The 25,705-nt window shown below is 66.7% G+C and carries 28 protein-coding genes; 19 read left to right on the top strand and 9 right to left on the bottom strand.

The features are described from left to right. The first annotated feature begins 19 nt into the window (after positions 1–19). The 4 genes from ACP15H_RS16380 (at position 20) to ACP15H_RS16395 (ending at position 3,387) form a co-directional block, all read left to right on the top strand. On the top strand, positions 20–598 hold the full coding sequence (locus tag ACP15H_RS16380) for an HD domain-containing protein (RefSeq protein WP_425067247.1): 579 nt from the start codon (positions 20–22) through the stop codon (positions 596–598). A 147-nt stretch (positions 599–745) separates the two neighbouring features. Next, positions 746–2,188, top strand: a complete 1,443-nt coding sequence (locus tag ACP15H_RS16385) for an MATE family efflux transporter (RefSeq protein ID WP_425067248.1) — start codon at positions 746–748, stop codon at positions 2,186–2,188. A 41-nt stretch (positions 2,189–2,229) separates the two neighbouring features. Next, complete coding sequence (locus ACP15H_RS16390; protein WP_425067249.1) at positions 2,230–2,868, top strand: TetR/AcrR family transcriptional regulator; 639 nt, start codon at positions 2,230–2,232, stop codon at positions 2,866–2,868. Positions 2,869–2,964: 96 nt separating this feature from the next. After that, the gene (locus ACP15H_RS16395; protein ID WP_425067250.1) at positions 2,965–3,387 is read left to right on the top strand and encodes a DUF2852 domain-containing protein; all 423 of its coding nucleotides are present in this window, start codon (positions 2,965–2,967) and stop codon (positions 3,385–3,387) included. Positions 3,388–3,446: 59 nt separating this feature from the next. On the opposite strand, the gene ACP15H_RS16400 is transcribed toward ACP15H_RS16395, so the two are convergent. The 4 genes from ACP15H_RS16400 to ACP15H_RS16415 form a co-directional block, all read right to left on the bottom strand. Next, complete coding sequence (locus ACP15H_RS16400) at positions 3,447–4,151, bottom strand: hypothetical protein (RefSeq protein ID WP_425067251.1); 705 nt, start codon at positions 4,149–4,151, stop codon at positions 3,447–3,449. A gap of 169 nt (positions 4,152–4,320) precedes the next feature. Then, the gene (locus ACP15H_RS16405; RefSeq protein ID WP_425067252.1) at positions 4,321–5,313 is read right to left on the bottom strand and encodes a Bug family tripartite tricarboxylate transporter substrate binding protein; all 993 of its coding nucleotides are present in this window, start codon (positions 5,311–5,313) and stop codon (positions 4,321–4,323) included. Positions 5,314–5,429: 116 nt separating this feature from the next. Further along, complete coding sequence (locus ACP15H_RS16410) at positions 5,430–6,419, bottom strand: Bug family tripartite tricarboxylate transporter substrate binding protein (RefSeq protein WP_425067253.1); 990 nt, start codon at positions 6,417–6,419, stop codon at positions 5,430–5,432. A 51-nt stretch (positions 6,420–6,470) separates the two neighbouring features. Then, positions 6,471–7,667 carry a CaiB/BaiF CoA transferase family protein gene (locus ACP15H_RS16415; RefSeq protein WP_425067254.1) on the bottom strand — a complete coding sequence of 399 codons (1,197 nt, stop codon included), beginning with the start codon at positions 7,665–7,667 and terminating at the stop codon, positions 6,471–6,473. A 123-nt stretch (positions 7,668–7,790) separates the two neighbouring features. Here ACP15H_RS16415 and ACP15H_RS16420 point away from each other — a divergent pair, with 123 nt between their 5' ends. From ACP15H_RS16420 to ACP15H_RS16445, 6 genes are all read left to right on the top strand, one after another. Then, positions 7,791–8,099 carry a hypothetical protein gene (locus tag ACP15H_RS16420; protein ID WP_425067255.1) on the top strand — a complete coding sequence of 103 codons (309 nt, stop codon included), beginning with the start codon at positions 7,791–7,793 and terminating at the stop codon, positions 8,097–8,099. Positions 8,100–8,359: 260 nt separating this feature from the next. Further along, positions 8,360–10,078, top strand: coding sequence for a 2-isopropylmalate synthase (leuA, locus tag ACP15H_RS16425; protein ID WP_425067256.1), 1,719 nt, complete (start codon positions 8,360–8,362; stop codon positions 10,076–10,078). A 75-nt stretch (positions 10,079–10,153) separates the two neighbouring features. Continuing rightward, positions 10,154–10,396, top strand: a complete 243-nt coding sequence (locus ACP15H_RS16430) for a hypothetical protein (protein ID WP_425067257.1) — start codon at positions 10,154–10,156, stop codon at positions 10,394–10,396. A gap of 4 nt (positions 10,397–10,400) precedes the next feature. After that, complete coding sequence (locus ACP15H_RS16435) at positions 10,401–10,670, top strand: hypothetical protein (protein WP_425067258.1); 270 nt, start codon at positions 10,401–10,403, stop codon at positions 10,668–10,670. Positions 10,671–10,686: 16 nt separating this feature from the next. Beyond that, positions 10,687–12,288 carry a TldD/PmbA family protein gene (locus ACP15H_RS16440; RefSeq protein WP_425067259.1) on the top strand — a complete coding sequence of 534 codons (1,602 nt, stop codon included), beginning with the start codon at positions 10,687–10,689 and terminating at the stop codon, positions 12,286–12,288. 13 nt (positions 12,289–12,301) lie between these two features. After that, positions 12,302–13,525, top strand: a complete 1,224-nt coding sequence (locus ACP15H_RS16445) for a lytic murein transglycosylase (protein WP_425067260.1) — start codon at positions 12,302–12,304, stop codon at positions 13,523–13,525. Positions 13,526–13,532: 7 nt separating this feature from the next. On the opposite strand, the gene ACP15H_RS16450 is transcribed toward ACP15H_RS16445, so the two are convergent. Beyond that, the gene (locus ACP15H_RS16450) at positions 13,533–14,468 is read right to left on the bottom strand and encodes a diacylglycerol/lipid kinase family protein (RefSeq protein WP_425067261.1); all 936 of its coding nucleotides are present in this window, start codon (positions 14,466–14,468) and stop codon (positions 13,533–13,535) included. 124 nt (positions 14,469–14,592) lie between these two features. On the opposite strand from ACP15H_RS16450, the gene ACP15H_RS16455 reads away from it, so the two are divergent. The 5 genes from ACP15H_RS16455 to ACP15H_RS16475 all read left to right on the top strand — a co-directional run bounded on the left by ACP15H_RS16455 (position 14,593) and on the right by ACP15H_RS16475 (position 17,716). Next, on the top strand, positions 14,593–15,405 hold the full coding sequence (locus ACP15H_RS16455) for a UDP-2,3-diacylglucosamine diphosphatase (RefSeq protein WP_425067262.1): 813 nt from the start codon (positions 14,593–14,595) through the stop codon (positions 15,403–15,405). A gap of 4 nt (positions 15,406–15,409) precedes the next feature. Next, entirely contained in the window at positions 15,410–16,462 is a 1,053-nt protein-coding gene (locus ACP15H_RS16460) for a glycosyltransferase family 4 protein (protein WP_425067263.1), read from the top strand. A gap of 88 nt (positions 16,463–16,550) precedes the next feature. Continuing rightward, positions 16,551–16,811: a hypothetical protein gene (locus ACP15H_RS16465; protein WP_425067264.1), complete on the top strand. Its 261-nt coding sequence runs from the start codon at positions 16,551–16,553 to the stop codon at positions 16,809–16,811. 97 nt (positions 16,812–16,908) lie between these two features. Next, positions 16,909–17,289 (top strand): VOC family protein, encoded by a 381-nt coding sequence (locus ACP15H_RS16470; RefSeq protein ID WP_425067265.1) that lies wholly within the window; start codon positions 16,909–16,911, stop codon positions 17,287–17,289. 22 nt (positions 17,290–17,311) lie between these two features. Beyond that, on the top strand, positions 17,312–17,716 hold the full coding sequence (locus ACP15H_RS16475) for a RidA family protein (RefSeq protein WP_425067266.1): 405 nt from the start codon (positions 17,312–17,314) through the stop codon (positions 17,714–17,716). Here ACP15H_RS16475 and ACP15H_RS16480 read toward each other — a convergent pair. From ACP15H_RS16480 to xseA, 4 genes are all read right to left on the bottom strand, one after another. Continuing rightward, the gene (locus ACP15H_RS16480; protein ID WP_425067267.1) at positions 17,713–18,147 is read right to left on the bottom strand and encodes a hypothetical protein; all 435 of its coding nucleotides are present in this window, start codon (positions 18,145–18,147) and stop codon (positions 17,713–17,715) included. The two genes, ACP15H_RS16475 and ACP15H_RS16480, sit on opposite strands and share 4 nt — an antisense overlap. A 10-nt stretch (positions 18,148–18,157) precedes the next feature. Further along, positions 18,158–18,889 (bottom strand): ribonuclease activity regulator RraA, encoded by a 732-nt coding sequence (locus ACP15H_RS16485; RefSeq protein WP_425067268.1) that lies wholly within the window; start codon positions 18,887–18,889, stop codon positions 18,158–18,160. Between the two features lie 33 nt (positions 18,890–18,922). Beyond that, positions 18,923–19,273 (bottom strand): endonuclease domain-containing protein, encoded by a 351-nt coding sequence (locus tag ACP15H_RS16490; protein ID WP_425067269.1) that lies wholly within the window; start codon positions 19,271–19,273, stop codon positions 18,923–18,925. Positions 19,274–19,428: 155 nt separating this feature from the next. Beyond that, positions 19,429–20,952: an exodeoxyribonuclease VII large subunit gene (gene xseA / locus ACP15H_RS16495; RefSeq protein ID WP_425067270.1), complete on the bottom strand. Its 1,524-nt coding sequence runs from the start codon at positions 20,950–20,952 to the stop codon at positions 19,429–19,431. Positions 20,953–21,008: 56 nt separating this feature from the next. On the opposite strand from xseA, the gene purD reads away from it, so the two are divergent. The 4 genes from purD (at position 21,009) to tgt (ending at position 25,699) form a co-directional block, all read left to right on the top strand. Next, complete coding sequence (gene purD / locus ACP15H_RS16500; protein ID WP_425067271.1) at positions 21,009–22,283, top strand: phosphoribosylamine--glycine ligase; 1,275 nt, start codon at positions 21,009–21,011, stop codon at positions 22,281–22,283. Between the two features lie 102 nt (positions 22,284–22,385). Continuing rightward, entirely contained in the window at positions 22,386–23,513 is a 1,128-nt protein-coding gene (locus ACP15H_RS16505) for an MBL fold metallo-hydrolase (protein WP_425067272.1), read from the top strand. A gap of 21 nt (positions 23,514–23,534) precedes the next feature. Next, positions 23,535–24,578, top strand: coding sequence for a tRNA preQ1(34) S-adenosylmethionine ribosyltransferase-isomerase QueA (gene queA / locus ACP15H_RS16510; protein WP_425067273.1), 1,044 nt, complete (start codon positions 23,535–23,537; stop codon positions 24,576–24,578). After that, positions 24,575–25,699 carry a tRNA guanosine(34) transglycosylase Tgt gene (gene tgt, locus ACP15H_RS16515; protein ID WP_425067274.1) on the top strand — a complete coding sequence of 375 codons (1,125 nt, stop codon included), beginning with the start codon at positions 24,575–24,577 and terminating at the stop codon, positions 25,697–25,699. The genes queA and tgt overlap by 4 nt, the downstream gene beginning before the upstream one ends. The last annotated feature ends 6 nt before the right edge of the window (positions 25,700–25,705 follow it).

Here is a 25,705-nt window from a genome sequence, read left to right on the forward strand (position 1 = left end):
AACAACAGGGACGTTACGGATGGACGACTTCGACAATCTCGAGAACGCAACGGTCGATGACCTCAAGGCCATCGCCAAGGGCCAGGCCGAGATCGCGAGCAAGGTCGGCGATCACCTGATCGCGCATCTCAGTCTTCTCAAGGGAGACTTCGGCGGCTTTCCGATCGACCGCTACGACCATTGCGTCCAGGCCGCGACCCGCGCCTACAACGACAAGCGCAGCGCCGAGTACGTGGTCTGCGCCCTGTTCCACGACATCGGCGACACGCTGGCGCCCTACAATCACGCCGAGGTGGTCGCCGAAATGCTGCGGCCGTTCATCGACGACCGGCACTATTTCATGGTCCAGCGCCATGGCGTGTTCCAGGGCTACTATTTCTGGGGCAAGCTCGGCCTCGATCGCAATGCGCGCGACCAGTACAAGGACAGCCCGTACTTCAACGATACGGTCGAGTTCTGCGAGAAGTACGATAGCCCGTCCTTCGACAAGAACTATCCGAACCTTCCGATCGAGACCTTCCGCCCGCTGATCGAAGAGGTGCTGAAGTCGCCGAAGCAGGCGTCAGTCTATTCGTCGATCTTCGCGAAGACGAAGTGAATTGAAGGTCCCTCGCTGCGCTCGGGATGACAACGGTTTTGATCATGCCGCCTCGTGTCATCCCGAGCGTAGCGAGGGACCTTTCCTCACTCGATATGACGGGAGCCCGATTGCTGCGCCCGCGTTGAGGCCCGCAGAAAAGTCTCAATGCCCGTCCAAGGGACCTGCGTGCCCCCCGCTCCCAACAAACTCCTCGAAGGTCCGATTCTCCGCTCGCTGCTGACGCTGGCCGTCCCGATCGTGGCGGCAAACGTGTTGCAGTCGGCCTATCAGATCATCGACGCCTTCTGGGTCGGGCGTCTGGGCGGCGCGGCGGTGGCCGCGGTGTCGATCAGCTTCCCCGTGCTGTTCCTCACCTTCGCCATTGGCTCGGGCCTGTCGCTCGCCGGCTCGACCCTGATCGCACAGTATGTCGGCGCGCGAAACGAGAAGATGGTCGCGCATGTCGCGGGCCAGACCCTGCTGATGGTCATCCTGGTCTCGCTGGTGCTCGGCACGATCGGCTATATCAGCTCGCCCGGTTTGCTGAAGCTGATGGGCGTAGCGCCCGACGTCTATCCCGGCGCGCTGGGTTTTATGCGCGTGTCGTTCGTCGGCATCGTCTTCAACTTCACCTTCTTCGTCTTCCAGTCGATCATGCGCGGCATCGGCAAGCCCGCTTTGCCGGTCTACATCGTGCTGGGCACGGTGTTCCTGAACTTCGTGCTCAATCCGCTGCTGATCTTCGGCTGGGGCCCCGTGCCCGGTTACGGCGTGATGGGGGCCGCCATCACCACGCTGATCACCCAGGCGATCGCCGCCATCATCGGCATCGCCATCCTGCGGCTCGGCCTGCACGGCATCCATGTGCGGCGGCGCGACTTCATTCCCGACTTCACTTATGTGAAGCGCGCGTTCTTCCTCGGCCTCCCCGCCTCCATCGAACTCTCGGCGCGGGCACTGGGCCTGATGGTGATGACCTTCCTGATCGCCAGTTTCGGCACGCTCACGCTGGCGGCCTATGGCGTCGGCTCGAACGTCCTGCAGGTCGTCATGGTCCCGGCCATGGGCCTGTCGATGGCGATCTCGACCCTGGTCGGCCAGAACATCGGCGCCGGAAACATCGAGCGCGCGGCGCAGATCGGGCGCCTGGGCGGGCTGCTTGGATTCGCGAGCCTGAGTGTCTTCGGGATCATCGTCTTCCTGTTCGCGCCCCAGCTCGTCGCCTTCTTCGTGCCGGGCGATCCCGCCGTGATCGCGGCCGGCGCCGGCTTCCTGCGCATCATGTCGCTGGCCTGGGGCTTCCTCGGCCTGCAGTTCGCGCTGACCGGCGTCTTCCGCGCCTCGGGCAACATGGTCCTGACCATGGTGCTGACCCTGGTGTCGCAGTGGGTCGTGCAGTTCCCGCTGGCCTACGTGCTCTCCAAGCATACGGACCTGCACGAGCAGGGAATCTGGTGGGCGCTGCCGATCGCCAACATCGTCACCGCGCTGATCACCCTCTGCCTCTACGCCAAGGGCGACTGGAAGAAGAAGCGCCTGATCGAGCCGGAGGAAGAACTTGCCGGCAAGGTGACGGAAGAGATCCTGGTCGGCGAAGTCTCGCGCTAGTTCCTGTTGCCGCCCCGGCGTTTAATGTAAAGTCGCTTAACATGAGCTGGAAGCGCAACAACGGCGAGGAGCGGAAGTACCACCATGGCAGTCTCCGCGAGGCGCTGATCAAGGCGGCGCGCGAGCTCATCAAGGAAAAGGGCCCCGCGGGCTTCACCTTCGCCGACGCCGCGCGCTCCGCCGGCGTCAGTCCGGCCGCCCCCTACCGTCATTTTCGCGACCGCGACGCGCTGATGGCCGACGTGGCGCGCGAGGGCTTCGAGCGCTTCGCCGCGATGCTGGCCAGCGGCTGGGCCAGCGGCAAACCCGATCCCGTCACGGCCTTCCACAATATCGGCAAGGCCTATCTCACCTTCGCCCGGGCCGAGCCCGCCTACTACGCGGCGATGTTCGAATCGGGCATCTCGCCCGACGCGAACCCCGACCTGCGCGCCGCGTCGGAGCGCGCCTTCGCCGTGCTGCGGGGCGCCGCGGACCAGCTCGTGACGCTTCTGCCGCCGGCCACCCGCCCGCCTGCGCTGATGATGAGCCTGCACATCTGGTCGATGTCGCACGGCATCGCCTCCCTGTTCGGCCGCGGCGATGCTGGCCGGCGGCCGCTGCCCATGTCCGCCGAGGAACTGTTGGAATCCGAGGTCCTCATCTATCTGCAGGGACTGGGTTTTCCCGCTTCGCGCTGAAAGTTTTTCGCCGACCTATTGACTCTCGAGGTCGCGATGCCCAATGTAAATGTCGTTAACATTCACATCGTTAACATCAGCAAAGGGGGCTCCCACATGGGCCTGATCGAAAAAATAGACGACCTCGGCAAGCCGGCGTGGATCGCGCTGATGGTGCTGAGCTTCATCCTGTTCTGGCCCGTCGGCCTGGCCCTTCTCATCTATCTCAAAGGGAGTGGACGCATGTTTTGCTCTAAGCGCTACGGTCACTGGAACATGCCCGATGGCCGTTCGTGCCGTGAGGAATTCCGCGGCTGGAAGCGCCGCTCCGGCTGGGGCCGCTCGAGCAGCAGCGGCAACGTCGCCTTCGACGAATATCGCGAAGAGACGATCAATCGCCTCGATCAGGAGCAGCGCGAGTTCCGCGACTTCCTCGACAAGCTGCGCGCCGCCAAGGACCGCGCCGAGTTCGACCAGTTCATGGCCGACCGCCGCAACCGCCCGGCAACCGAGACGCCGCCGGCCCCCAGCGCGTCCTGAGACTCAAGCGACAAGGCCTGTCCACGAGGCGCCCGCGGTTCACCCCGCGGGCGTTTTCGTCAGTAGTCGAGTTTCATCGGCAGGCGGTCGGCGTGTGCCCGCTGCGCGAGGTCGGTCAGGAGGGAGAAGGCATAGCGCGCGCAGCCCGCCACGGTCCGCCTCTCGGGCGGCATCCGGCCCCATTCCGCAATATCGGCGGCCGAAGCCTTCCAGGTTGCCGCATTCAAGTCCTCCAGCTGGCGGCGCAGCGTCGTCACCGACCCCATCACGACGCGGCGCCCGTCGACGTCTTCGCCCTCGAAGGTGATCTCGAAGGCGACCGGCAGCCACATTTCGACATTCCGCACGAGGTGCGAATAGCGCGAGCGGACGCCCTCCGCGGTCGACCGGGCAAGCGCTGCGTCGTCGTCCCATTCTTCAGGAAGAGTCTCGGGCGGGCGCAGGGTGGGATTTTCGGCATAGGCGGCCCACAGGACCAGGGAGCCGAACCCGTCCCAGCCTGGGCGGTGCGTGAACCAACGTGCCGCTTCGGTCTCGTCCCAGTCGAGAGGAGCGTCGATCCGTTCGCCGAGCGCCTTGGCGAGCCTCGTTCGCCACGCGATCACCTTCCGATGAATCTGGTCGTGGCTCTGGGCGGTGTCGGTCGGCTTGCCGGATCCAGACGGACGCGGGGCCCCAAGCTTGCGGGCCGTCGTCTCGGCGAGATTTTCCCAGGCACCGGCGTAGTAACGCGTGAGCGACCCTACATAAACGTCTAGGGCCATGGACGCCCCGGTTCCTTCCGTTCGAATTCAATCAACGGCAGCGCTGGAATTCTCTCCACACGTACAATCATAACGAGCAGATGCGCAATCGCGAATCAGCCGTATCCGCAGCGATTTTTCGACACGGTGCCTGCGATATCGAAGGGCGAACCCGGGGGCAGCGACGGTGCTACTGCGGCTCGAGGTTCAGCCCCTTCACCAGCTCGATCCAGATCGGCCCCTCCTCGGCCACGATCTTCTCGAAGAAGACGTGGTCGCGGGCGGCATTGTCGATCCCGAAGGTGGCGAGGATCTTCTGGATGCGCTCGCTCTTTCCGCCTTCGACCATCAGGTCCGAGAGCTTCTGCACGATCTCCTTCGGCATGCCGGCCGGACCGACCAGCCCGATCCAGCCCTGGACCTGGAAGGCCTTGTCGGTCACGCCCTGTTCGTAAAAGGTCGGCACGTCCGGCAGCTTGGCCATCCGCACCTTGGTCGGAACCGCAATCGGCCGACCGTTGCCCGACTGCAGCACGCCCGAGGCGGCCGCGACGCTGCCGCTCCCGCCTTGCACCGCGCCCGAGGCAACGTCCTGCCACATCGGCGCCTCGCCGCGATAATGCACGGCCTCCATGCCGAGCCTGTAGTGGCGGTTGAGCGCCTCGACGGCGACATGGCTGTAGGACCCCGCGCCATAGGTGCCGAGGCTGGTCTTGGTGGCGCGCGCATGGTCGGCGAGTTCGACCAGGTTCTTCACCGGCAGCTTGGCATTCACGATCAGCGGCAGGTGCCCCGCATCCATCCACGAGATCAGGACAAAGTCCTTGTCCGGGTCGTAGGGCAGTTTCTTGAACAGCACCTTGTTCATGATCATCGTGGTCGAGATCGTCCACATCAGCGTGTAGCCGTCGGGCGCGGCAGACTTCACCTGCTCGGCCGCGATCGCGCCGCTGGCGCCGGTCTTGTTCTCGACGGACACCGGCTGGCCGGTCTTCTGGGCAATGTACTCGCCATAGGCGCGGGCGAAGGTGTCGGTGAGACCGCCCGCGGGATAGCCGCAGATGATGCGGATGGGTTTGTTGGGCCAGGCTCCCTGGGAAATCGCGGGGGCCGGCAGAGCAGCGGCAGCTGCCGCGGCCGAGCCATAACGCAGCACATCACGTCGCGACGCACGCACGATCATCGATTGCCTCCCTGCGGCGCGATATTTTTTTGACGGTCAGGCCGTCTCGGGCGCGCCTGGTGGAAGCATGGCCGCGATTTCGCAGTGCGTAAAGGCCGCGTCGCAGGGCGGTCGGCCTACTGCGGCTCGATCCCGAGGCTCCTGATGACCTCGATCGAGACCGGCCCCTCCTCGTCGAGGACCTGGCGGAAATAGGCGGCGTCGCGCGCGCCCTCGTCGATGGCGAAGGTGTCGTTGATCTTCTGAACCCGTTCGGTGCGGCCAGCCTCGACCATCAACGCCGAGAGCTTCTGCACCACCTCGGGCGACGTCCCGGCCGGTGCCGCGCAGCCGACCCAGCCGCGGATCTGGAACGCCTTCTCCGTCAGCCCCTGCTCGTAGAAGGTGGCGACGTCGGGCAGCCTCTTCATGCGCACCATGGTCGGCACCGCGATCGGCTTCACGCTGCCCGCCTGCAACACGGCCGCGCCGGACGCGTAGCTGCCGGTGGCTCCCTGGACGGCGCCGGAGGCCACGTCCTGCCACATCGCCGACTCGCCGCGATAGTGCACCGGTTCCATCGCGAGCCCGTAGTGGCGGTTCAGCGTCTCGGTGACGATATGGGCGAAGGAGCCGATGCCGTACGTGGCGAGCGAGACTTTCCTTCCCCGAGCCCAGGCGGCGAGTTCCGCGATGTTGTTCACCGGTATGTCCTTGTTCACCATCGTCGGCAGATGACCGGTGTTGAACCAGGCGACCAGGGCGAAGTCCTTGTCGGGGTCGTACGGCAGCTTTTTGAACAGCGCCTTGTTCTGCACCATCGTCGTGGAGTTGGTGAACATCAGCGTGTAGCCGTCCGGCGGCGCCTGCTTGACGATCTCCGCGCCAATCGCGCCGGCCGCGCCCGCCTTGTTCTCGACGATCACCGCCTGGCCGGTCTTCTCGGCCACGTACTCGCCGTAGGCACGGGCGAAGATATCGGTGAGCCCGCCGGGCGGATAGGTGCAGACGATCCTGATCGGCTTGGCCGGCCACGCCTGCGCAATGGCCGGTGCCGGCAGCGAGGCCGCCAGCGCCGAGAGTGAGCCGTAGCGCAGCAGATCGCGCCGCGTTGTCCGCAGAATCATGGTCGCCTCCCCCAGCGGGCGGCGACTCGTTGTGGGGGACGGCCCGTTTTTCTAGGGAGCCGTCCTGGTCGCGCCCGACTTCAGCATGGCGTCGATCTCGCCCTGCGTAAACCCGGCCTCCTGCAGGACCTCGACACTGTGCTCGCCCAGCCGGGGCTGCAGGCGCGTGATCTCCGGCTTGGTCTTGCTGAAGCGCGGCGGGATGTCGGTCATGCGCAGCTTGCCCTCGGTCGGATGATCGACTTCCTTCCAGAAGCCGGTCGCCTCGAGCTGCGGGTCGACGAACAGGTCGTCGAGCGTGTTCACCGGCCCGTGCGGCACGTTGGAGTTCTTGAGCAACTCGACCCACTCGGCGTTGGTGCGCTCGGCACAGAGGCCCGCGAGCGTCGAGTAGTACTGCTCGACGTTCTTGAGGCGGTTGGCCATGCCCTGGAACCGCTCGTCCTGCGCGAGGTCCTCGCGCCCGACCAGAGTGCAGAACTCCCGCCAGTGGCCGTCGGTGTAGGGCAGCAGCGCGAAGTAGCCGTCCTTGGACGGATAGGGACGGCGCTCCTTGTTGAGCACGCGCTTGTAGCCCGCAGTGTCGAGCGCCGGCTTGAAGGTCTCGCCGTAGAGATGCTCGACCATGACGAAGGAAACGAGCGTCTCGTACATCGGCACCTCGACCGCCTGGCCCTTGCCCGTACGCTCGCGCGCGAACAAGGCCGCCAGCAGGGCGGAGACCACGCCGTTGGAACTGGTCTTGTCGGCCACGATCGTCGGCAGGAAGCGCGGCTGGCCCGCCACCACGGTCTGCAGGGCCGCGAGGCCCGAACCGGCCTGGATGATATCGTCGTAGGCGGCCTTGGCGCCCATCGGGCCGGCGGCGCGATAGCCGTAGGTCGCCAGATAGACGAGGCGCGGATTGATCTTCTCGAAGGCCTCGTATTCGACGCCGAGGCGCTTGGCCGGACCGGGGCGGTAATTGTGCATCAGGACGTCGGCGGTCTCGGCCAGCTTGAACAAAGCGGCGCGACCGGCCTCCTGCTTGAGATCGAGCACGATCGACCGCTTGGAACGGTTGCAGCCGAGATAGAAGGCCGACATGCCGGGATTGCGCGCCGGTCCCAGCACGCGCGTGGTGTCGCCTTCGGGCGGTTCGATCTTGATCACGTCCGCCCCGAGATCGCCCAATTGCTGCGCCGCCCACGGACCCAGCACGACGGTCGTGCAGTCGAGAATGCGAACGCCGTCCAACGGACCTGCCATCTGAAAATTCCTCCGCTTCTTCACTCCCGCTTACCACAAGTTGGTCACCCTTCACGGGCGAATTCACAGGCAACATCCGGCTCGTGCAGGACGTTTCATTCTGCAGCAAAGGAGACCGAAAAAATGAACGTCGAGGTCCTGCGTCTGGCTGGTTCGCTTGCGATGGCCAGCGCCGTCATGCTCACCGCCTCCGCCGCGATGGCCGGCGACTGGAAGAAGGGCCGGGGGCACCACAAGCACCATGAGCACTACTACTACGACCGCGAAGTCGTGGTCGTTCAGCCGCCGCCCCGCGTCTACTACGCGCCCCGTCCCGTGGTCGTTTACCCGGCTCCGGTCTATGCCCCACCGGTAGCCTACGCGCCGGTCTATGGCCCGGCCTATCCGCGCGGCGGAAATCTCAGCATCGGGATCGACGTTCCCCTGCGGTGATCCGCGAAGGGCAGCTTCTCACGCCCGAGCAGACGGGTTGACGGGCGCGACCAAATCGACGATTGTCGCGCCCAACATGCTGCGACTGACGACGCTTCGACTTATTGGCTGATCCGCCGCCCGACCGGAAAAACCGGAAGGGCCCTGCGGATCGCTTGTCGTTCGTCTCTGTTTACCCCAATCAGTCGCCGCCTCAATTCCATCCATCGCAGTGTTCGTTTGAGCCATACGGCCGTGCGCGGCGCGAGGAGCTACCCGTCATGTCATCCCAAAACTCTCACGTCACCAATCCCCAGAAGCCCATGATGCCGAACGCGGCCGAGAAGTACGTGCCCTTCAAGCCCGTGCCCCTCCCCGACCGCAAGTGGCCGAACGCCGTGATCACCAAGCCGCCGATCTGGTGCGCCGTCGACCTGCGCGACGGCAACCAGGCGCTGATCGAGCCGATGGACTCCGACCGCAAGACCCGCATGTTCAAGCTGCTCTGCGACATGGGCTTCAAGGAGATCGAGATCGGCTTTCCGGCCGCATCGGAGACCGACTTCGAGTTCGTGCGCGAGCTCATCGAGAAGAAGATGATCCCCGACGACGTCACCATCCAGGTGCTGACGCAGAGCCGGCCCGAGTTGATCGAACGCACCTTCGAGGCCTGCCGCGGCGCCCGGCGCGTCATCGTCCATCTCTACAACTCGACCTCGACCCTGCAGCGCCGCGTCGTCTTCGGCCTCGACACCGCCGGCATCATCGACATCGCCGTGACGGGCGCCAAGCTGGTCAAGAAGATGGCCGACGCCGATCCCGCGACCGAGTGGGTGTTCGAGTACTCGCCCGAGAGCTTCACCGGCACCGAGCTCGAGTTCGCCCGCGACATCTGCGCGGCCGTCGCCGACGTCTACAAGCCGACCCCGCAGAAGAAGATGATCTTCAACCTGCCGGCCACGGTCGAGATGTCCTCGGCCAACGTCTATGCCGACCAGATCGAATGGTGCCACCGCAACTTCAAGAATCGCGATTCGATCATCCTCAGCCTGCATCCCCACAACGACCGCGGCACCGGCGTGGCGGCGGCCGAGCTCGGCTACATGGCCGGCGCCGACCGCATCGAGGGCTGCCTGTTCGGCAACGGCGAGCGCACCGGCAACGTCGACCTGGTGACCCTGGGCCTCAACATGTACACGCAGGGCGTCGATCCCGAGATCGACTTCTCGAACATCAACGAGATCCGCCAGACGGTCGAGTACTGCAACCAGCTGCCCGTCCATCCGCGCCATCCCTATGGCGGCGACCTCGTGTTCACCGCGTTCTCCGGCTCGCACCAGGATGCGATCAACAAGGGCTTCAAGTCGCTCGAAGCGTCGAACAGCAAGGTCTGGGAAGTGCCCTACCTGCCGATCGACCCGGCCGATCTCGGCCGCAGCTACGAGGCGATCATCCGCATCAACAGCCAGTCGGGCAAAGGCGGCATCGCCTACATCCTGAAGAGCGACTACGGCATCGACATGCCGCGTCTGCTGCAGGTCGAGTTCTCCAAGGTGATCCAGCAGATCGCCGACGAGACCGGCAAGGAGATCCAGCCGGCGATGATCTGGGACACGTTCCGCAAGGAGTATCTCGAGAACGCGTCCCCGGTAGCGTTCGACAGCCACACCACGGTGCCCGACTCCGACCATCCCGACGTGCGGCTTCTCGATGCCAAGGTGACCTTCAACGGCAAGCCGGCGACCATCTCGGGCCGCGGCAACGGCCCGATCGCGGGCTATGTCGACGCGCTGGGCAAGAATTGCGGCATCCAGATCCGCGTCCGCGACTATCACCAGCACGCCACGGGCGCGGGCTCCGACGCCCAGGCCGTCAGCTTCATCGAGGCCGAGACCCCGAGCGGCAAGGTCCTGTGGGGCGTCGGCATGGACTCGAACATCGTGGCCGCTTCGCTCAAAGCCGTCACTTCGGCTGCAAACAGAGCCGCCGCCGCCAAATAAGGCTGCGCGAAGGCACGGCGAGCGACTAGCATCACGGGCGGGGATTTCCCCGCCCGTTTCCGTTTGGAGGGAGAGATGAAGCTCAGCTCGTCCGTGAAGATTTCCGCCGTCAGCCTCGCGATCGGCGCCGCCATCGGCGCCTGCGCTGCCGGCGCCAACCAGCCCAACATGCAGGCCGCCCTCAGTTCCCTGCAGGCGGCCCGTGCCGAACTCATCCAGGCCCGTCCCAACAAGGGCGGCCATCGCGAGCGCGCCATCAACCTGGTCAACGCGGCGATCAACGAGACCGAGGCCGGCATCAACTACGCAGGCGACTAGCCATATGCTGCCTCCCCAGCCCACGGCCGCCCTGCGGCGGCAGGAAGGCGCGATACGGCGCGGCATTCGTCATCTGTGGAACGCCGCGATCTCTCTCATGCTCGGCACGATGATCGGCCTGCTCGGCTACCAGTTCGGCGCCGAAGCGGTGGCTCGCCTGTGGCCCGACCAGACCATCCTCGCCGACATCGTGCGTGCCACATTCTGGACACTCGGCATCGCCGCGACCGGTGTGTTGTTCTTCTCCTACTATCTCGACGACACGGGCCGTTAGCGCGTAGAACGGCGTCATGGCCAAAGCGAAAAAGACCGCTCCGAAATCCTCCCCGAAGAAGCCCGCAAGCAAGCCGGCGAAGCCCGCCACCCGGAAGGTGGTGAAGAAGTCCGCGCCCAAGAAGGCAGCGCCGAAGAAGCCCGCGCCCAAGAAGGTGACGAGGGCGGCTCCGAAGGTCACCCCGAAGCTCGCCAAGCGCCCGGCGCCGAAGATCGCGAAATCGCCAGCGCGCAAGCCCGTCGCCAAGGCCGTGGCCAAGATGGTGCGCAATACGCGGCCGGCCGGGGCGCCCGACGCCAATCTCCTGTCCGACCTGCTGAAGTGGGCGAAGGAATTCGGCGCCGATGCGGCCGACGCGCTCTACGTCAACGGCGAGTCGATCTCGGTGGCGCAGCGGCTGGGCAAGCGCGAGAAGCTCGAGAGCAGCGAGGGCCGCGATCTCGGCCTGCGCGTCTTCGTGGGCAAGCGCCAGGCCTTCGTCTCCTCGACCGACTTCGCGCCCGCCTCGCTGCGGGAACTGGCGAGCCGCGCCGTCGACATGGCCCGCGCCGTGCCGGAAGACCCGGTCTGCGGCCTCGCGCCCGAAGAATTGCTTGCCCATTCGTGGCCCGATCTCGACCTCGACGACAGGACGCGGCCCACGGCCAGGCAGCTGATCGCCATGGCCTCCGAGGCCGAGGATGCGGCACGCGCCGTCAAGGGCGTCACCAATTCCGAAGGCGCCGAGGCCGGCTGGGGCCGCACCTCGGTGATGCTGGCCGCCAGCAACGGCTTCTCCGGCGGCTATCGCCGCAGCGGCTTCTCGCTGTCCTGCTCGGTGCTGGGCGGCGAAGGCACCGGCATGGAGCGCGACTATGAATGGACCAGCGCGGTCCATCTCGAAGACCTGATGTCGGCCGCCAAGGTCGGCCGCAACGCCGGCAAGTTCGTCGTGCGCCGCCTCAACCCGCGCAAGGCGCAGAGCGCGCGCGTGCCGGTGATCTACGACCGCCGCGTCTCGGGCGGCCTGATCGGCCATCTCGCCGGCGCGATCAACGGCCGCGCCGTGGCGCGCGGCACCTCGTTCCTGAAGGACAGGATGGGCGAGCGCGTGTTCGCCGAAGGCATCCGCATCCTCGACAATCCGTTGCGCAAGCGCGGGCTGGGCAGCCGCCCGTTCGACGCCGAAGGCCTGGCGACCTCGCGCCGCGCGGTGATCGACGACGGCGTGCTGACCACCTGGCTGCTCGACCTCGCGGCCGCACGCCAGCTCAACCTGGAGCCGACCGGCCACGCCTCGCGTGGCGTCTCCGGTCCGCCCTCGCCCACGACCTCGAATTTCTATCTCGAGAAGGGCAAGCTGTCGGTGAAGGAGCTGATCGGCGACATCAAGAGCGGCCTCTACATCACCGACATGATCGGCTTCGGCGTCAACGGCGTGACCGGCGACTACAGCCGCGGCGCCTCGGGCTTCTGGATCGAGAATGGCGAACTTGCCTGGCCGGTGAGCGGCATCACCGTCGCCGGCAACCTGAAGGACATGTTCCTCAACATGACGGCCGCCAACGACCTCGAATTCAAGAGCTCGACCAACGCGCCGACCGTCAGAATTGAAGGGCTGACCGTCGCCGGCTCGTGATAAACTGCCGGGCATGACCTTCATGCCCAACGCACGAATTCTCGCCGCAACGACGGCCCTCCTCTGCAGCCCCGCCCTGATGGTCGGGATTGCCCCCGCGCAGGCCCAGGATGGCGGCTTCCGCGAGTGCCTGAACAGCATCAAGGCCGATGCGCTGAAACAGGGCGTGCCAGCCTCGATCGTCGACAGCGCCTTCCAGGGGCTGACGCCCGATCAGAAGGTCGTCGATCTCGACAACCGCCAGCCCGAATTCTCGCTGACCTATGCCAAATATGTCGGCGGCACCGTCTCGCTCGACCGGATCCAGAAGGGCCAGCAGAAGCTGGCGCAGCATCGCGCCCTGCTCGACCAGCTGCAGGCCGAGTACGGTGTACCGCCGCAGTACCTGATGGCTTTCTGGGGCATCGAGACGAACTACGGCACCTACATGGGCGACTTCCGCGTCGTGCGCTCGGTCGCGACGCTCGCCTGCATGACCAAGCGCCGCGAGTTCTTCAGCAACGAGACCGTGCAGGCGCTGCGCATCCTCAACACCAACCACATGACCAGCGACCAGATGCGTGGCTCATGGGCCGGCGCCATGGGCAACATGCAATTCATGCCCTCGACCTTCACGCGATGGGCGGTCGACCGCGACGGCAACGGCAAGATCGACATCTGGAACAGCCTGCCCGACGCTTTCGCCTCGGCGTCCAACTATCTGCGGGGCGTCGGCTTCAAGCCCGGCCTGCCGTCGAGCGAAGAGGTGATGCTGCCCCCGGGCTTCCCGCTCGACCAGGCCGACACGACCGTCGAGAAGCCGGTGAAGGCCTGGGCCGCGATGGGCGTCAAGAAGATGAACGGCGGCGCATTGCCCGCGGTGGACGATGCCTCGTCGATCCTGCTGCCCGCCGGCTTCCGCGGCCCTGCCTTCATCGTCTATCCGAACTTCAAGGCGGTGATGAACTGGAACCGCTCGACGCTCTATGCGCTGTCGGTCGGCATCCTGGCCCGCCAGATCGCGGGCGGCCCGCCGGTGCAGCAGCAGGCGCCGGCCGACGACGCGCCGATCTCGCGCAACACCGTCATCGACATGCAGATGCGCCTGGCCCGACTCGGCCTGTACAAGGACGAGGCCGACGGGCTCCTGGGCCCGAAGACCCGCTCCGCCCTGCGCCTGTTCCAGCAGCAACAGGCCCTGCCGGCCGACGGCCATCCGACACAGGAATCGGTGCGCCGCCTGCAGGCCGTCCAGTGAGCCGGCGCTAAGCCGGCTTCAACAGCCGCACGGCCTCGGTCGAGAGGCCGATCGATACGGGCAACGTAAGCGCGTCGTCGCCATCGATCTGGACCGGCTGACGGCGCCCCTCGCCGGCGTCGTTCAGAACCGAGATCCTGACCTCGCGCCCGGCAACGACGCGATAGCCCGGCGTCTTCGGCAGCGTGCCCAGCACCAGAGCCGCGCCAAAGCGCAGCGCCTGCATCCAGCCCCAGCGCTCGAACAGGCAGACCTGCAGGAGCGGGGCGTCGAGCGACGCTTGCGGCGCCACGACATAGGGGCCGGCATAGTGACGGGCATGCGTCACGATCACCGACGCCGCCTCATGGGCAACGCCGTCGATCTCCACCGCATAGCGCACCGGACGGTAACGCCTCGCCTCGACCAGTGAGCGCCAGACATAGGCGCCTTTGCCCCAGCGGCGTTTCAGCGGCGCACTGACGCCCGCCACCACCTTGGCATCGAAGCCCGCGCCGGCCATCAGCGAGAAGCAGCGAGGACGGCCGGCGCCGCTGGCCCGGCCGGGATGCATCACCACCTCGCGGCCGGACGTGATCGCCTGGGCGAGCGCCGAGGCGCTCGAGCCCAATCCCAGCTCGTGCGCCAGCACATTGGCGGTCCCCAGCGGCACGAGGGCGAGCGGTGGCGCCGTGGCGGCGCGGGCCGCGAGGCCGTTCACCACCTCGTTGATCGTCCCGTCGCCGCCGGCGACGGCGATCACGCCATAGCGTGCGGCATCGCACTGTTCGGCAAGGCGGCGCGCGTCGCCCGCCGCCGCCGTCTCGACGACATCGACCGTCCAGCCCAGGGATCTGACCCGGCGCACCACCGCATCGACCAGCCCGCGGCGGCGACGGCCGGCCGTCGGATTGAAAATGAGGAGCACCGAAGGGGCCACGCCGGTGAGTGAGGCGAATGTCATCGAACAGTCACAACCGATACACCTCCACGCAACGGCTCCCTTACACAATCCCATGCGTACCGTGCAATCTCGCACAACAGATTTAGTGCCGGCCCCACACTATCCACATGACCGTGCCCGTATCATGACGCTCCCCGAGCGAAACCAGCCCGCCCGTCACAGGGCGATCTTCCTGTCCGACATCCACCTCGGCACGCGCGGCTGCCAGGCCGACCTGCTGCTCGACTTCCTGCGGAGGAACGAGAGCGAGCATCTCTACCTGGTGGGCGACATCGTCGACGGCTGGCGCCTCAAGCGCTGGTGGTACTGGCCGCAGAGCCACAACGACGTCGTGCAGAAGATCATGCGCAAGGCCCGCAAGGGCACCAACGTGGTGTACATCCCGGGCAACCACGACGAAGCGGCGCGGCAATACTGCCAGCTCACCTTCGGCGACGTGCGCGTCGAGGACGAGGCGATCCACGAGACGCCCGACGGCAGGAAGCTGCTGGTGATCCACGGCGATCAGTTCGACGGCATCGTGCGCTACGCACGCTGGCTCGCCATCCTCGGCGACTGGGCCTATGCCGCGGCGCTGCGCCTCAACACGATCTTCAACTGGGGCCGCCGCAAGCTCGGCCTGCCCTACTGGTCGCTCTCGGCGTTTCTGAAGCACCGGGTCAAGAACGCCGTGCAGTTCATCAACGACTACGAAAAGGCGGTGGCGAGCGAAGCCCGGCGCCGCGGCGTCGACGGCGTCGTGTGCGGCCACATCCATCACGCCGAAATGCGCATGATCGACGACGTGCTCTACTGCAACGACGGCGACTGGGTCGAAAGCTGCACCGCACTCGTCGAGGATTTCGACGGCCGCCTGCGCATCGTCCATTGGGCGGACGAGATGGCCCGACGCTCGTCGCGCCTGCCTCTACCCCACGTTCAACTGGCCGCGGAGTAGGCATTTGCGCATTGCCATCGTTTCCGATGCCTGGCGGCCCCAGATCAACGGCGTCGTCCGCACGCTCGAAACCGTCGCGCGCATCCTTCGCGCCGAGGGCCACGAGGTCGAGGTGTTCGGCCCCGACCGCTTCCGCACCCTGCCCTGCCCGACCTATCCCGAGATCAGGCTGTCGCTGTTTCCCTCGTCGCGGCTCGGCCACATGCTGGACCTGTTCGCGCCCGATGCGATCCACCTCGTCACCGAGGGGCCGCTGGGCTGGGCGGCGCGCGGCTTCTGCCGGCGCCGCGGCATTCCCTTCACCACCGCCTATCACACGCGTTTCCCCGAATATGTGCGCGCTAGGATCCGCGTGCCGCTCTCGTGGAGCTACGCTTTCGTGCGCCGCTTCCATGCGCCTTCGTCCGCGGTGCTGGTCGTGTCCCCCGCGATCCGCGACGAACTCTCTGCCCGCGGGTTCAGGAACCTCGTGCCGTGGTCGCGCGGCGTCGACATCACCGCGTTCAAGCCGCAGCCGCGCGAGCAACTCGGGGAACCGCGACCGATCTGGCTCTATGCCGGCCGTGTCGCCGTCGAGAAGAACATCAAGGCCTTCCTCGACCTCGACCTGCCCGGCACCAAATGGGTGGTCGGCGGCGGTCCCCAGCTCAAATCGCTGCAGAAGCAATACGCCGGCGTTCACTTCTTCGGCTCGGTCGGCACCGACGAGCTGTCGTATCGCTATGCACAGGCGGATTGTTTCGTCTTCCCGAGCGTCACCGACACGTTCGGTCTCGTCATGGTCGAGGCTCTGGCCTCCGGCGTTCCGGTCGCCGGTTATCCCGTGCCCGGACCGCTCGACGTCGTGACCGATCCCCGGGTGGGCGCCCTCGACGAGGACCTGCGCACCGCCTGCCTCGCCGCGGTTTCGCGCAATGCCGAGGATTGCCGCCGCCATGCGGAAACCTTCACCTGGGAACGCTGCGCACGGCAGTTCCTGCAGGCTCTTCAGCCCATTGCGCGCAGCCACTGGCAACCGTTGCGCAATCGCGTTGTGCCCGACGCCGCCGCGCCCTGAGCGACATATTGCCCACACTCATTGTGGGTTGCGGCTCACCCCTGAGGAAGGGTAGATGCGGCGTCCGCATTCCTGAGGGCAGACCGGCATGGCCATCCAGTACTTCGCCAAAGTGACCGCATCCGACCACGAGGTGCTGCAGCGCATCGTGAAGCACTATCCGCTCAGCTCCTATGCCGACTGGCATCTGAAGGAGATGAGCCGCATGTCCGACTGGCGCAGCCGCCGTCACGCGATCAAGATGGTGCCGGTGACGCCGCAGGAATTCGAAGAATACTGCAAGCAGAAGGGTGTCCCCAGCGACATCATCACCTTCAAGGCCTTCGTCTGCGAGAAGGGCGGCGGCTGATCGCCCTGACGGCTGATCCTCACCCGCTCACCGGCGCGTAACCGGTTGAAGTCACCGGCGGCCTCCCCACGTTGAGGACAGCTCGCAGGAGACTTCGATGCCCGCCCTCAATCATCTGATCGTCCACGTGAAGGACAAGGATGCGTCGGCCGAGTTCCTGGCCGGCATCCTGGGCGTCGAAGCCGGCCCGCAATGGGGCCCGTTCCGCCCGGTGCAGATGTCGAACGGCGTCACCCTCGACTTCATCGGCACGACAAATCCCCGCACCACGCACTACGCCTTCCTCGTCGACGACGCGGAATTCGATGCCTCGTTTGCGCGGATCCGGCAGGCCGGCATTCCCTACTACGCCCATCCCGACAAGAGCGGCCCGGGCGAGATCAACCACCTCTACGGCGGCCGTGGCGTCTATTTCGAGGATCGCGACGGCAACATGCTCGAACTCATCACCAAGCCCTACGGCGATGCTCCGGGTTAGGGCTTCAAGAAGGATCTACGACATGGCCAAACGCGACGCGGTCTTCCCGGCGAACGGCCGGCATGCCCTGTACAACGCTCACAAGTATTCGCCGGCCATCCGCTCCGGCGATCTCCTCTTCGTGTCGGGGCAGGTCGGCAGCCGCGACGACGGGTCGCCCGAACCGGTCTTCGAGAATCAGGTCCGGCGCGCCTTCACCAATCTGCGCGCAGTGCTGGCGGCCGCCGGCTGCACCTTCGACGACGTGGTGGACGTCACCTCCTTCCACACCAATCCCGAAGCGCAGTTCGAGACGGTGATGAAAGTGCGCGGCGAGGAAATCGGTGAGGCGCCCTATCCGAACTGGACGGCGGTCGGCGTCACCTGGCTCGCAGGGTTCGACTTCGAGATCAAGGTGATCGCCCGCATTCCCGCGGCAGCGGCCTAGTACTGCGCCGCGCGGCTGCCGCTCATGACGCCCGCCTGCCCCGAGCCGGGATCGGTCTCGCGAATCGTGCAGACATATTGTCCCGGCAGCATCTGGACGTCGACGTAGCGGATGTTGCCGGGCGCGATGTCCATGTTCATCGCGTTGCCTGAACCGCCGCCGCGGCAGCGCAGCGTGTAGGGGCCCGCGGCCAGTTCCGTGCGCATCCAGGTCTGCGTGCCGAGACGCCCGATTTCCTGGCCGTTCGCCGTGACATTGAGCACCGGGCTCGCCGTCGACGGATTGAAGAAATAGACCGCCCCCATGCCGGGCGGCGGCGGCGCGAACTGCTTGCCGGCGATGTCCTGGCCCGGCGGCGCCATCGCCACGTTCGAGCCTTCGCAGGCGGCAAGGCCGAGCATCAGCAGCACGGCGATCGATGAAACACGCATTAGAACCTCCTCACCCGCCGGCAGGCTCACCGGCCTTGATCCAAGCCTGATAGAGTTTCTTCGTCTCGTCGTTCGGCGGATAGGTGCCGGCGATGGGATGGCCCTGCCCCACCCGGATCGCGACGAATTTCTCCAGCCGTTCCTGCTCGAAGGAATCGCGCGCCACCTCGTCGGCGAGATGGCGGGGCACGACGATGGCGCCGTCTTCGTCGGCCACGATGACGTCGCCGGGATAGACCGGAACGCCGCAGATTCCGACCGGCACCTGCACCTCGACCGGCCGCAGATTGGCCATGCTGGGCGGCGCGGCAGCAGCCGAGCAATAGACCGGGAAATCGAACGTGCCGATCACCGGCGAATCGCGCATCGCCCCGTCGCTCAGCACGCCCGCGAGCCCGCGCACCTTGAGTCGCAGCGCCAGGATGTCGCCCAGGGTGCCGGAGCGCGTGTTGCCCTCGGTGCCGATCACCAGCACGGAGCCCGGCGGCGACTCCTCGATCGCCGTGCGCTGCGCATTCGGCGGATCGCTGGGACTGGGCGCCTTGTCGATATCCTCGCGGCTCGGGATGTAGCGCAGCGTATAGGCCGGTCCCACGATCCGCGCCGCCGCCGGATTGAGCGGCCTGACCCCGTTCACCGCGACATTGCGAAACCCGCGCTTCAACATCTGCATCGAGACGGTCGCCGTGCTCGCATACAGGAAGTTCCTGATCGTCTCGGCCGAAAGCGGTTCAGCGGTCATTGGCGCCCTCTCCTCGATTCATCGAGGAAAACTTCAATCGAAGCGCCCCTCCATCTCGGGACGATACAGCGCCTCGAAAATCGTTTCGACCACGGAGTCGGTACGGGACAGCACGTCGCCATTCCAGAAGCGCAGCACGCGAAAACCGGTCGACCGCAGGAAGGCATCGCGGTTGGCGTCGTACCATACGTCCGTCACGTGCTGGCTGCCATCGAGTTCGACGACGACCGCAGCCTCGAGGCAGACGAAATCGCAGATGTAGCGGCCAATCGGGTGCTGGCGGCGGAACTTGAACCCGCCGAGCTGACGGCGACGGAGGCGGTTCCACAGGACTCGCTCCGACTCGGTGGCATTGTTGCGGAGATCCTGAGCGTAGCTTTTCACACCGTCAGCAAGCCATGGCGCTCAGGCGAAATTATGACGTGGAGACAATCATCGGTTGCTCTCCCCCTCCCTAACCCTCCCCCGTAAGACGGGGGCGGGAATAAGATTCATGTCCCCGCCCCCGTCTTACGGGGGAGGGTTAGGGAGGGGGAAGGCTACAGCAAGGACCCTTGGCTCCCACCGCCACCCTCGCGTCGCTTGGGCGGTGCGGGCGGAGCCGCAACCGGCTTCGGCGCACCGGCGCCATCGGTAACACGGGCGCCGACGCGGCCGTCGTTGAATTCGATGCTGATCGTCTGGCCGGCGCTGGTGCCGGCGGCGGCGAGGACGGGTTGGCCGTCCTGGTCGCGCACCAGGGCGAAGCCGCGGTTGAGCACGGAGTGGAAGGAGTAGCTTTCCAGGAGCTTGGCCGCCTGGTCGACCTGGCGCTGGCCGTTCAGCAGGAGGTCGTTGCCGTGACGCTTCAAGCGCTCACCGAATTGCTCAAGCCGATCAGCTTGCCGTGAGATCTTCTGAAGCGTGTCGCTCTTGAAGCGGTCCATCGCGCGCACGAGAGCCTTGTCGTGCGCCAGCAGGTCCTTTTCCTTTCCGGCAATCACTAACTCCGGCTTGATGAGCCGCGCTGAAAGAAGCTCGCGATCAAGTCGTCCGAGCAGTTGATTTGTTGCCAGCGAGAGCCGCTCACCGCTCACGTCGACCCGCTGTTGGCGTTCCTCGATCAGGCGGCGCGGATCTCCCAGCCCGCGGGCGAGGCCGGCCAGTTCCATCGACTGCTCGCGCAAGAGGCGCGTCATGCCGCCGACCAGGCGCTTGGCATAGTCGAGCGTCTCGGTCATCAGGTCGGCGCGCACCGGCACGGCCATCTCGGCGGCGGCGGTCGGCGTGGGTGCGCGGCGGTCCGAGGCGAAGTCGATCAGGGTCGTGTCGGTCTCATGGCCGACGGCGGAGATCAGCGGGATGTCGGAGCCCGCGGCGGCCCGCACCACGATCTCCTCGTTGAAGGCCCAAAGGTCCTCCAGCGAGCCGCCGCCGCGCGCCACGATCAGCACGTCGGGACGCGGCACCGGGCCGCCTTCGGCCAGGGCGTTGAAGCCGGCGATGGCGCGGGCCACCTCGCCCGCCGCCTTCTCGCCCTGGACCGCCACCGGCCAGACCAGCACGTGGCAGGGAAAGCGGTCGCTGAGGCGGTGCAGGATGTCGCGAATGACGGCGCCCGACGGCGAGGTCACCACGCCCACCACCTGCGGCAGGTACGGCAGCGGGCGCTTGGCGCCGGCATCGAACAGGCCTTCGGCCTGCAGCTTCTTGCGCCGGTCCTCCAGCAGCTTCAGCAGCGCGCCTTCGCCCGCCAGTTCCAGCCGCTCGACGATGATCTGGTAGCGCGAGGAGCCGGCATAGGTGGTGAGCTTGCCGGTGGCGATGACCTCCAGCCCCTCCTCGATCTTGAGGCCGAGCCGCGGGATCGAGCCCTTCCAGCAGACGCCGTCGATCACGGCATTCTCGTCCTTGAGGCGGAAGTAGCAGTGGCCCGAGCGCGGGAAGGAGGGCTGGCTGATCTCGCCGCGCACGCGCACCCGCGGGAAGGCGGTCTCGATCTCGCGCTTCAGGGCAAAGGAAAGCTCGGAAACCGAGAATTCCGGAACGTTCGAGGGCGCGGCGGGGGCGTCGAGGTTATCCATGCGGCCCGAACCTAGCCGCTTGTGCCCCCGGCGCAAACTGTGGTCAAAGCCTCGCCATGCGAATCCTCGTGGTGGGCGGCGGCGGCCGCGAACATGCGCTGTGCTGGGCGATTTCGGCCTCCCCGCTCTGCACGAAGCTCTACTGCGCGCCGGGCAATGCCGGCATCGCGCAGGTCGCCGAATGCGTCGATGTCGGCGCCGAGGACATCGAAGGCCAGGTGGCCCTGGCGCAGCGCCTGAAGATCGACTTCGTGGTGATCGCGCCCGACGCGCCGCTGGTGGCCGGCATGGCCGACGCCTTCGCCGAGGCCGGCATCAAGGCCTGGGGCCCGTCCAAGGCTGCCGCCCGAATCGAGGGCTCCAAGAGCTTCACCAAGGAACTCTGCCGCGCCAACAACATCCCGACGGCCGCCTATGAGCGCTTCACCGAGGTCGCGCCGGCCGAGGCCTACATCAAGGCCCAGCCCCTGCCGATCGTGATCAAGGCCGACGGACTCGCCGCCGGCAAGGGCGTGATCATCGCCGAGACGGTCGAGCAGGCGATCGAGGCGGTGCGCGACATGCTCTCCGGCAACCGCTTCGGCGCCGCCGGCGCCTCGGTGGTGATCGAGGAATTCATGCAGGGCGAGGAAGCGAGCTTCTTCGCGCTGACCGACGGCGAGCATGTCCTGCCGCTGGTCGGCGCGCAGGACCACAAGCGCGCCTTCGACGGAGACACAGGCCCCAACACCGGCGGCATGGGCGCCTACTCGCCCGCCCCGATCTTCGACGCCGCCATGCAGCAGCGCACGATGGACGAGATCGTGCTGCCGACCGTGCGCGCGCTCGCGAAGGCCGGCACGCCGTTTAAGGGCGTGCTCTATGCCGGCCTGATGATCGACGCCAAGGGCCCGCGACTCGTGGAATACAATTGCCGCTTCGGCGATCCCGAAACGCAGGTCCTGATGATGCGCCTGAAGTCCGATCTCGTGCCGGCCCTGCTCGCCAGCGCCGAGGGTGGGCTGAAGCATCTCGACCTGCGCTGGTCGCCCGATGCCGCCGTCACCGTGATCATGGCGACCAAGGGCTATCCCGATTCCTATCCCAAGGGCAGCGAGATCCGCGGGCTCGCCGAGGCCGCCAAGGTCGAGGGCGTGCAGATTTTCCACGCCGGCACCAAGGCCGGCCCCGAAGGGAAGATCCTGGCCAATGGCGGCCGGGTCCTGAACGTCAGCGCCATGGCCCCGACCGTCGAGGAAGCCCGCGCCCGCGCCTACCGTGCGGTCGACCTGATCGACTGGCCCGAGGGCTTCTACCGCAAGGACATCGCCTGGCGGGCGCTCAAGGCCTGATCTTTCATATTCCTCTCCCCCGATAGGGGGATAGGAGTTTGAAAGGCTGGCATGCGCCGCTCCCGGCAGACGCCGCCGGAAAGATGCTTTAGCTTCAAACTCATGCCTGACGCCCTCTCCGAGTCCCAGCGCCTGCTGGCCCAGCTTCGTTTTCCCTGCGGCGACGTGCCGGAACCCGGCGACATCAAGAACGTCGCCCCCGGCATCTACTGGCTGCGCATGCCGCTGCCGTTCCAGCTCAACCACATCAACCTGTGGCTGATCGAGGAGAAGGACGGCTGGACGATCGTCGACACCGGGATCAATTCGCAGGACACGCGAACCCTGTGGGAGAAGATCTTCGCCGAGAAACTCCAGGGCAAGCCGGTGGTGCGCGTGATCGGCACGCATCTCCATCCCGACCATATCGGCCTCGCCGGCTGGCTGTGCGAGAAGTGGAACGCGCCGCTCTACATGACGCTGGGCGAGTACATGAGCGCGCAGGCCGCGCGCAACGACTTCGTCGAGAGCGAGGAGACGCGGGCGGCCCATGTCGCGCGCAACGGCGTGCCGGCCGACCGCATCGCCAACTTCCATCGCCACAAGGGCGGCTACGCCAAGGGCGTGGTGCCGCTGCCGACCGCCTTCCGCCGCATGATCCATGCGCATCCCATCACCATCGGCGGCCATCGCTGGGACGTCATCGTCGGCCGCGGCCACGCGCCCGAGCATGCCTCGCTGTGGTGCCCCGAGCTCAACGTGATGATCGCCGGCGACCAGGTGCTGCCCAAGATCAGCACGAATGTCGGCGTGTGGCCCAACGAGCCGCTGGCCGATGCGCTGACCTGGTTCCTCGACGGCTTCTCGCGCTTCCGCCGCCTGCCGGCCGACGCCCTCGTGCTGCCGAGCCACGGCTTCCCGTTCATCGGCCTGCACACGCGCCTCGACCAGCTCGTGGCCCATCACGATGCGCGGCTGAACGACATGGAAGTGGCGATCGCCCGCATGGGACCGAACGGCGCGACCGGCTGGGACATGGTGCCGATCCTGTTCCCGCGCCATCTCGACAACAACCAGATCGTCTTCGCCTTCGGCGAGACCCTGGCGCATCTCCATTGCCTGGAGACGCGTGCGCGCGTGAAGCGCGTCGTGATCGACGGCGTGCACCGCTTCGTGGCGCTGGCCGATCTCAACACGCTGCCCCCGACCGACGATTCGGATGGCGTGGTCATGGACATCGGCCAGACCTGACAAAGGCCAGATCCTCAAACAATGCGCGTCGACCTTTTTGATTTTGCGCTGCCGGACGATCTGATCGCCCAGCGGCCTGTCTCCCCGCGCGACTCCGCGCGCCTGCTCGACGTCACGGGCGAGACCCTGCACGACCGCACGGTGCGGTCCCTGCCCGGCCTGCTACGGCGCGGCGACCTGCTGGTCTTCAACGACACCAAGGTCATCCCCGCGAGGCTGAAGGGCGTGCGGCCGGGCCAGGGCATACGCCAGGACGTGGCGGTCGAGGCCCTGCTGATCCGCGACCTCGGCAACCGGCGCTGGCGCGCCTTCGCCCGCCCCGGAAAGCGACTGCGGCCGGGCGATGCGCTGGTCTTCGCGGGTCTGCGCGCCCGCGTCGAAGCCAAGGAAGAGGACGGTTCGCTGGTGCTGGCCTTCGCCCAGGAGGGTCACGCCTTTCTCACTGCCCTGGAGCAGGAAGGCACGGTACCTCTCCCTCCCTACATTCGCGGCGGCACCGCCGACGCGCAGGACCGGAAGGATTACCAGACGCTGTTCGCCCGACACGAAGGCTCGGTCGCCGCCCCCACCGCCGGCCTGCATTTCACGCCGGAGCTGATGGCCGCGCTCGCCGACAGCGGCATCACCACGGCGGGCGTCACGCTGCATGTCGGCGCGGGCACCTTCCAGCCGGTGCGGGTCGACGACACCGACGCGCACACGATGCACGCCGAATGGGGCGAGGTTTCGGAGGCCACGGCCCGCGCCGTCGAGGCGACGCGCATCCTGGGCGGCCGCGTCGTGTCGATCGGCACGACCTCGCTGCGTCTGCTCGAGACCGTAGCCCGCGAGCATGACGGCGCCCTGAAGCCGTGGAGCGGCGAGACCGACATCTTCATCACCCCGGGCTTCCAGTTCCGCGCCGTCGACCTGCTGCTGACGAACTTCCACCTGCCGCGCTCGACCCTGTTCATGCTGGTCTCCGCCTTCGCCGGGCTCGAGCGCATGAAACAGGCCTATGCGCATGCCGTGGAGAAGCGATACCGCTTCTATTCCTACGGCGATTGTTGTCTGTTGCGCCGATGAGCCTTTCCTACGAGCTGCTGGGCAGCGACGGCGCCGCGCGCCGCGGCCGCATCACGACCGCGCATGGCACCATCGAGACCCCCGCCTTCATGCCGGTCGGCACGGCGGGCACGGTGAAGGCGATGCTGCCGCAGTCCGTCGCCGAGACCGGCGCGGAGATCGTGCTGGGCAACACCTTCCACCTGATGCTGCGGCCGGGCGCGGAGCGCGTTGCGGCCCTGGGCGGCCTGCACAAGTTCATGAACTGGCCGGGCCCGATCCTCACCGATTCGGGCGGCTTCCAGGTGATGTCTCTCAAGGAGCTGCGCAAGCTCGATCCCGACGGCGTCACCTTCCGCTCGCCCAAGGACGGCTCGCAGCATCGCCTGACGCCCGAAAGCTCGATCGAGATCCAGCGCCTGCTCGACGCCGACATCACCATGTCGTTCGACGAATGTACCAGCTGGCCCGCCGAGGAGCCGGAAGCGGCCTTCTCGATGCGGCTCTCCATGAAGTGGGCCGAGCGCGGCCGCAGGGCCTTCGCGGAGCGGCCGGGCTACGGCCTGTTCGGCATCGTGCAGGGCAGCACCTTCCCCGAGCTGCGCGCGGAGAGTGCCAAGGCGCTGGTCGATATCGGCTTCGACGGCTACGCGGTCGGCGGCCTCGCCGTCGGCGAAGGCCAGGAGCTGATGTTCGGCACGCTCGACTATACGGTGCCGATGCTGCCCGCCGACCGGCCGCGCTACCTGATGGGCGTCGGCCGCCCCGGCGACATCGTGGGCGCGGTGAAGCGGGGCATCGACATGTTCGACTGCGTGATGCCCACGCGCGCCGGCCGCACGGCGCAGGCCTTCACGCGGCGCGGCGAGCTCAACATGCGCAACGCCCGCCATCGCGACGATCCTCGGCCGATCGACGAGCAATGCGGCTGCCCCGCCTGCAAACACCACAGCCGCGCCTATCTGCATCACCTCATCCGCGCCGACGAGATCCTGGGCGCGATGCTGCTCACCTGGCACAATCTCCACTACTACCAGGACGTGATGCGCGGGCTGCGCGGCGCCATCGAGAGCAAGACCCTGAAGTCCTGGATCGCCTCGTTCGAGCGCGACCAGGCGCTGGGCGACATCCCACCCCTGTAGCGGAGC

Source organism: Reyranella sp. (assembly GCF_965249915.1).
GTDB lineage: Bacteria > Pseudomonadota > Alphaproteobacteria > Reyranellales > Reyranellaceae > Reyranella.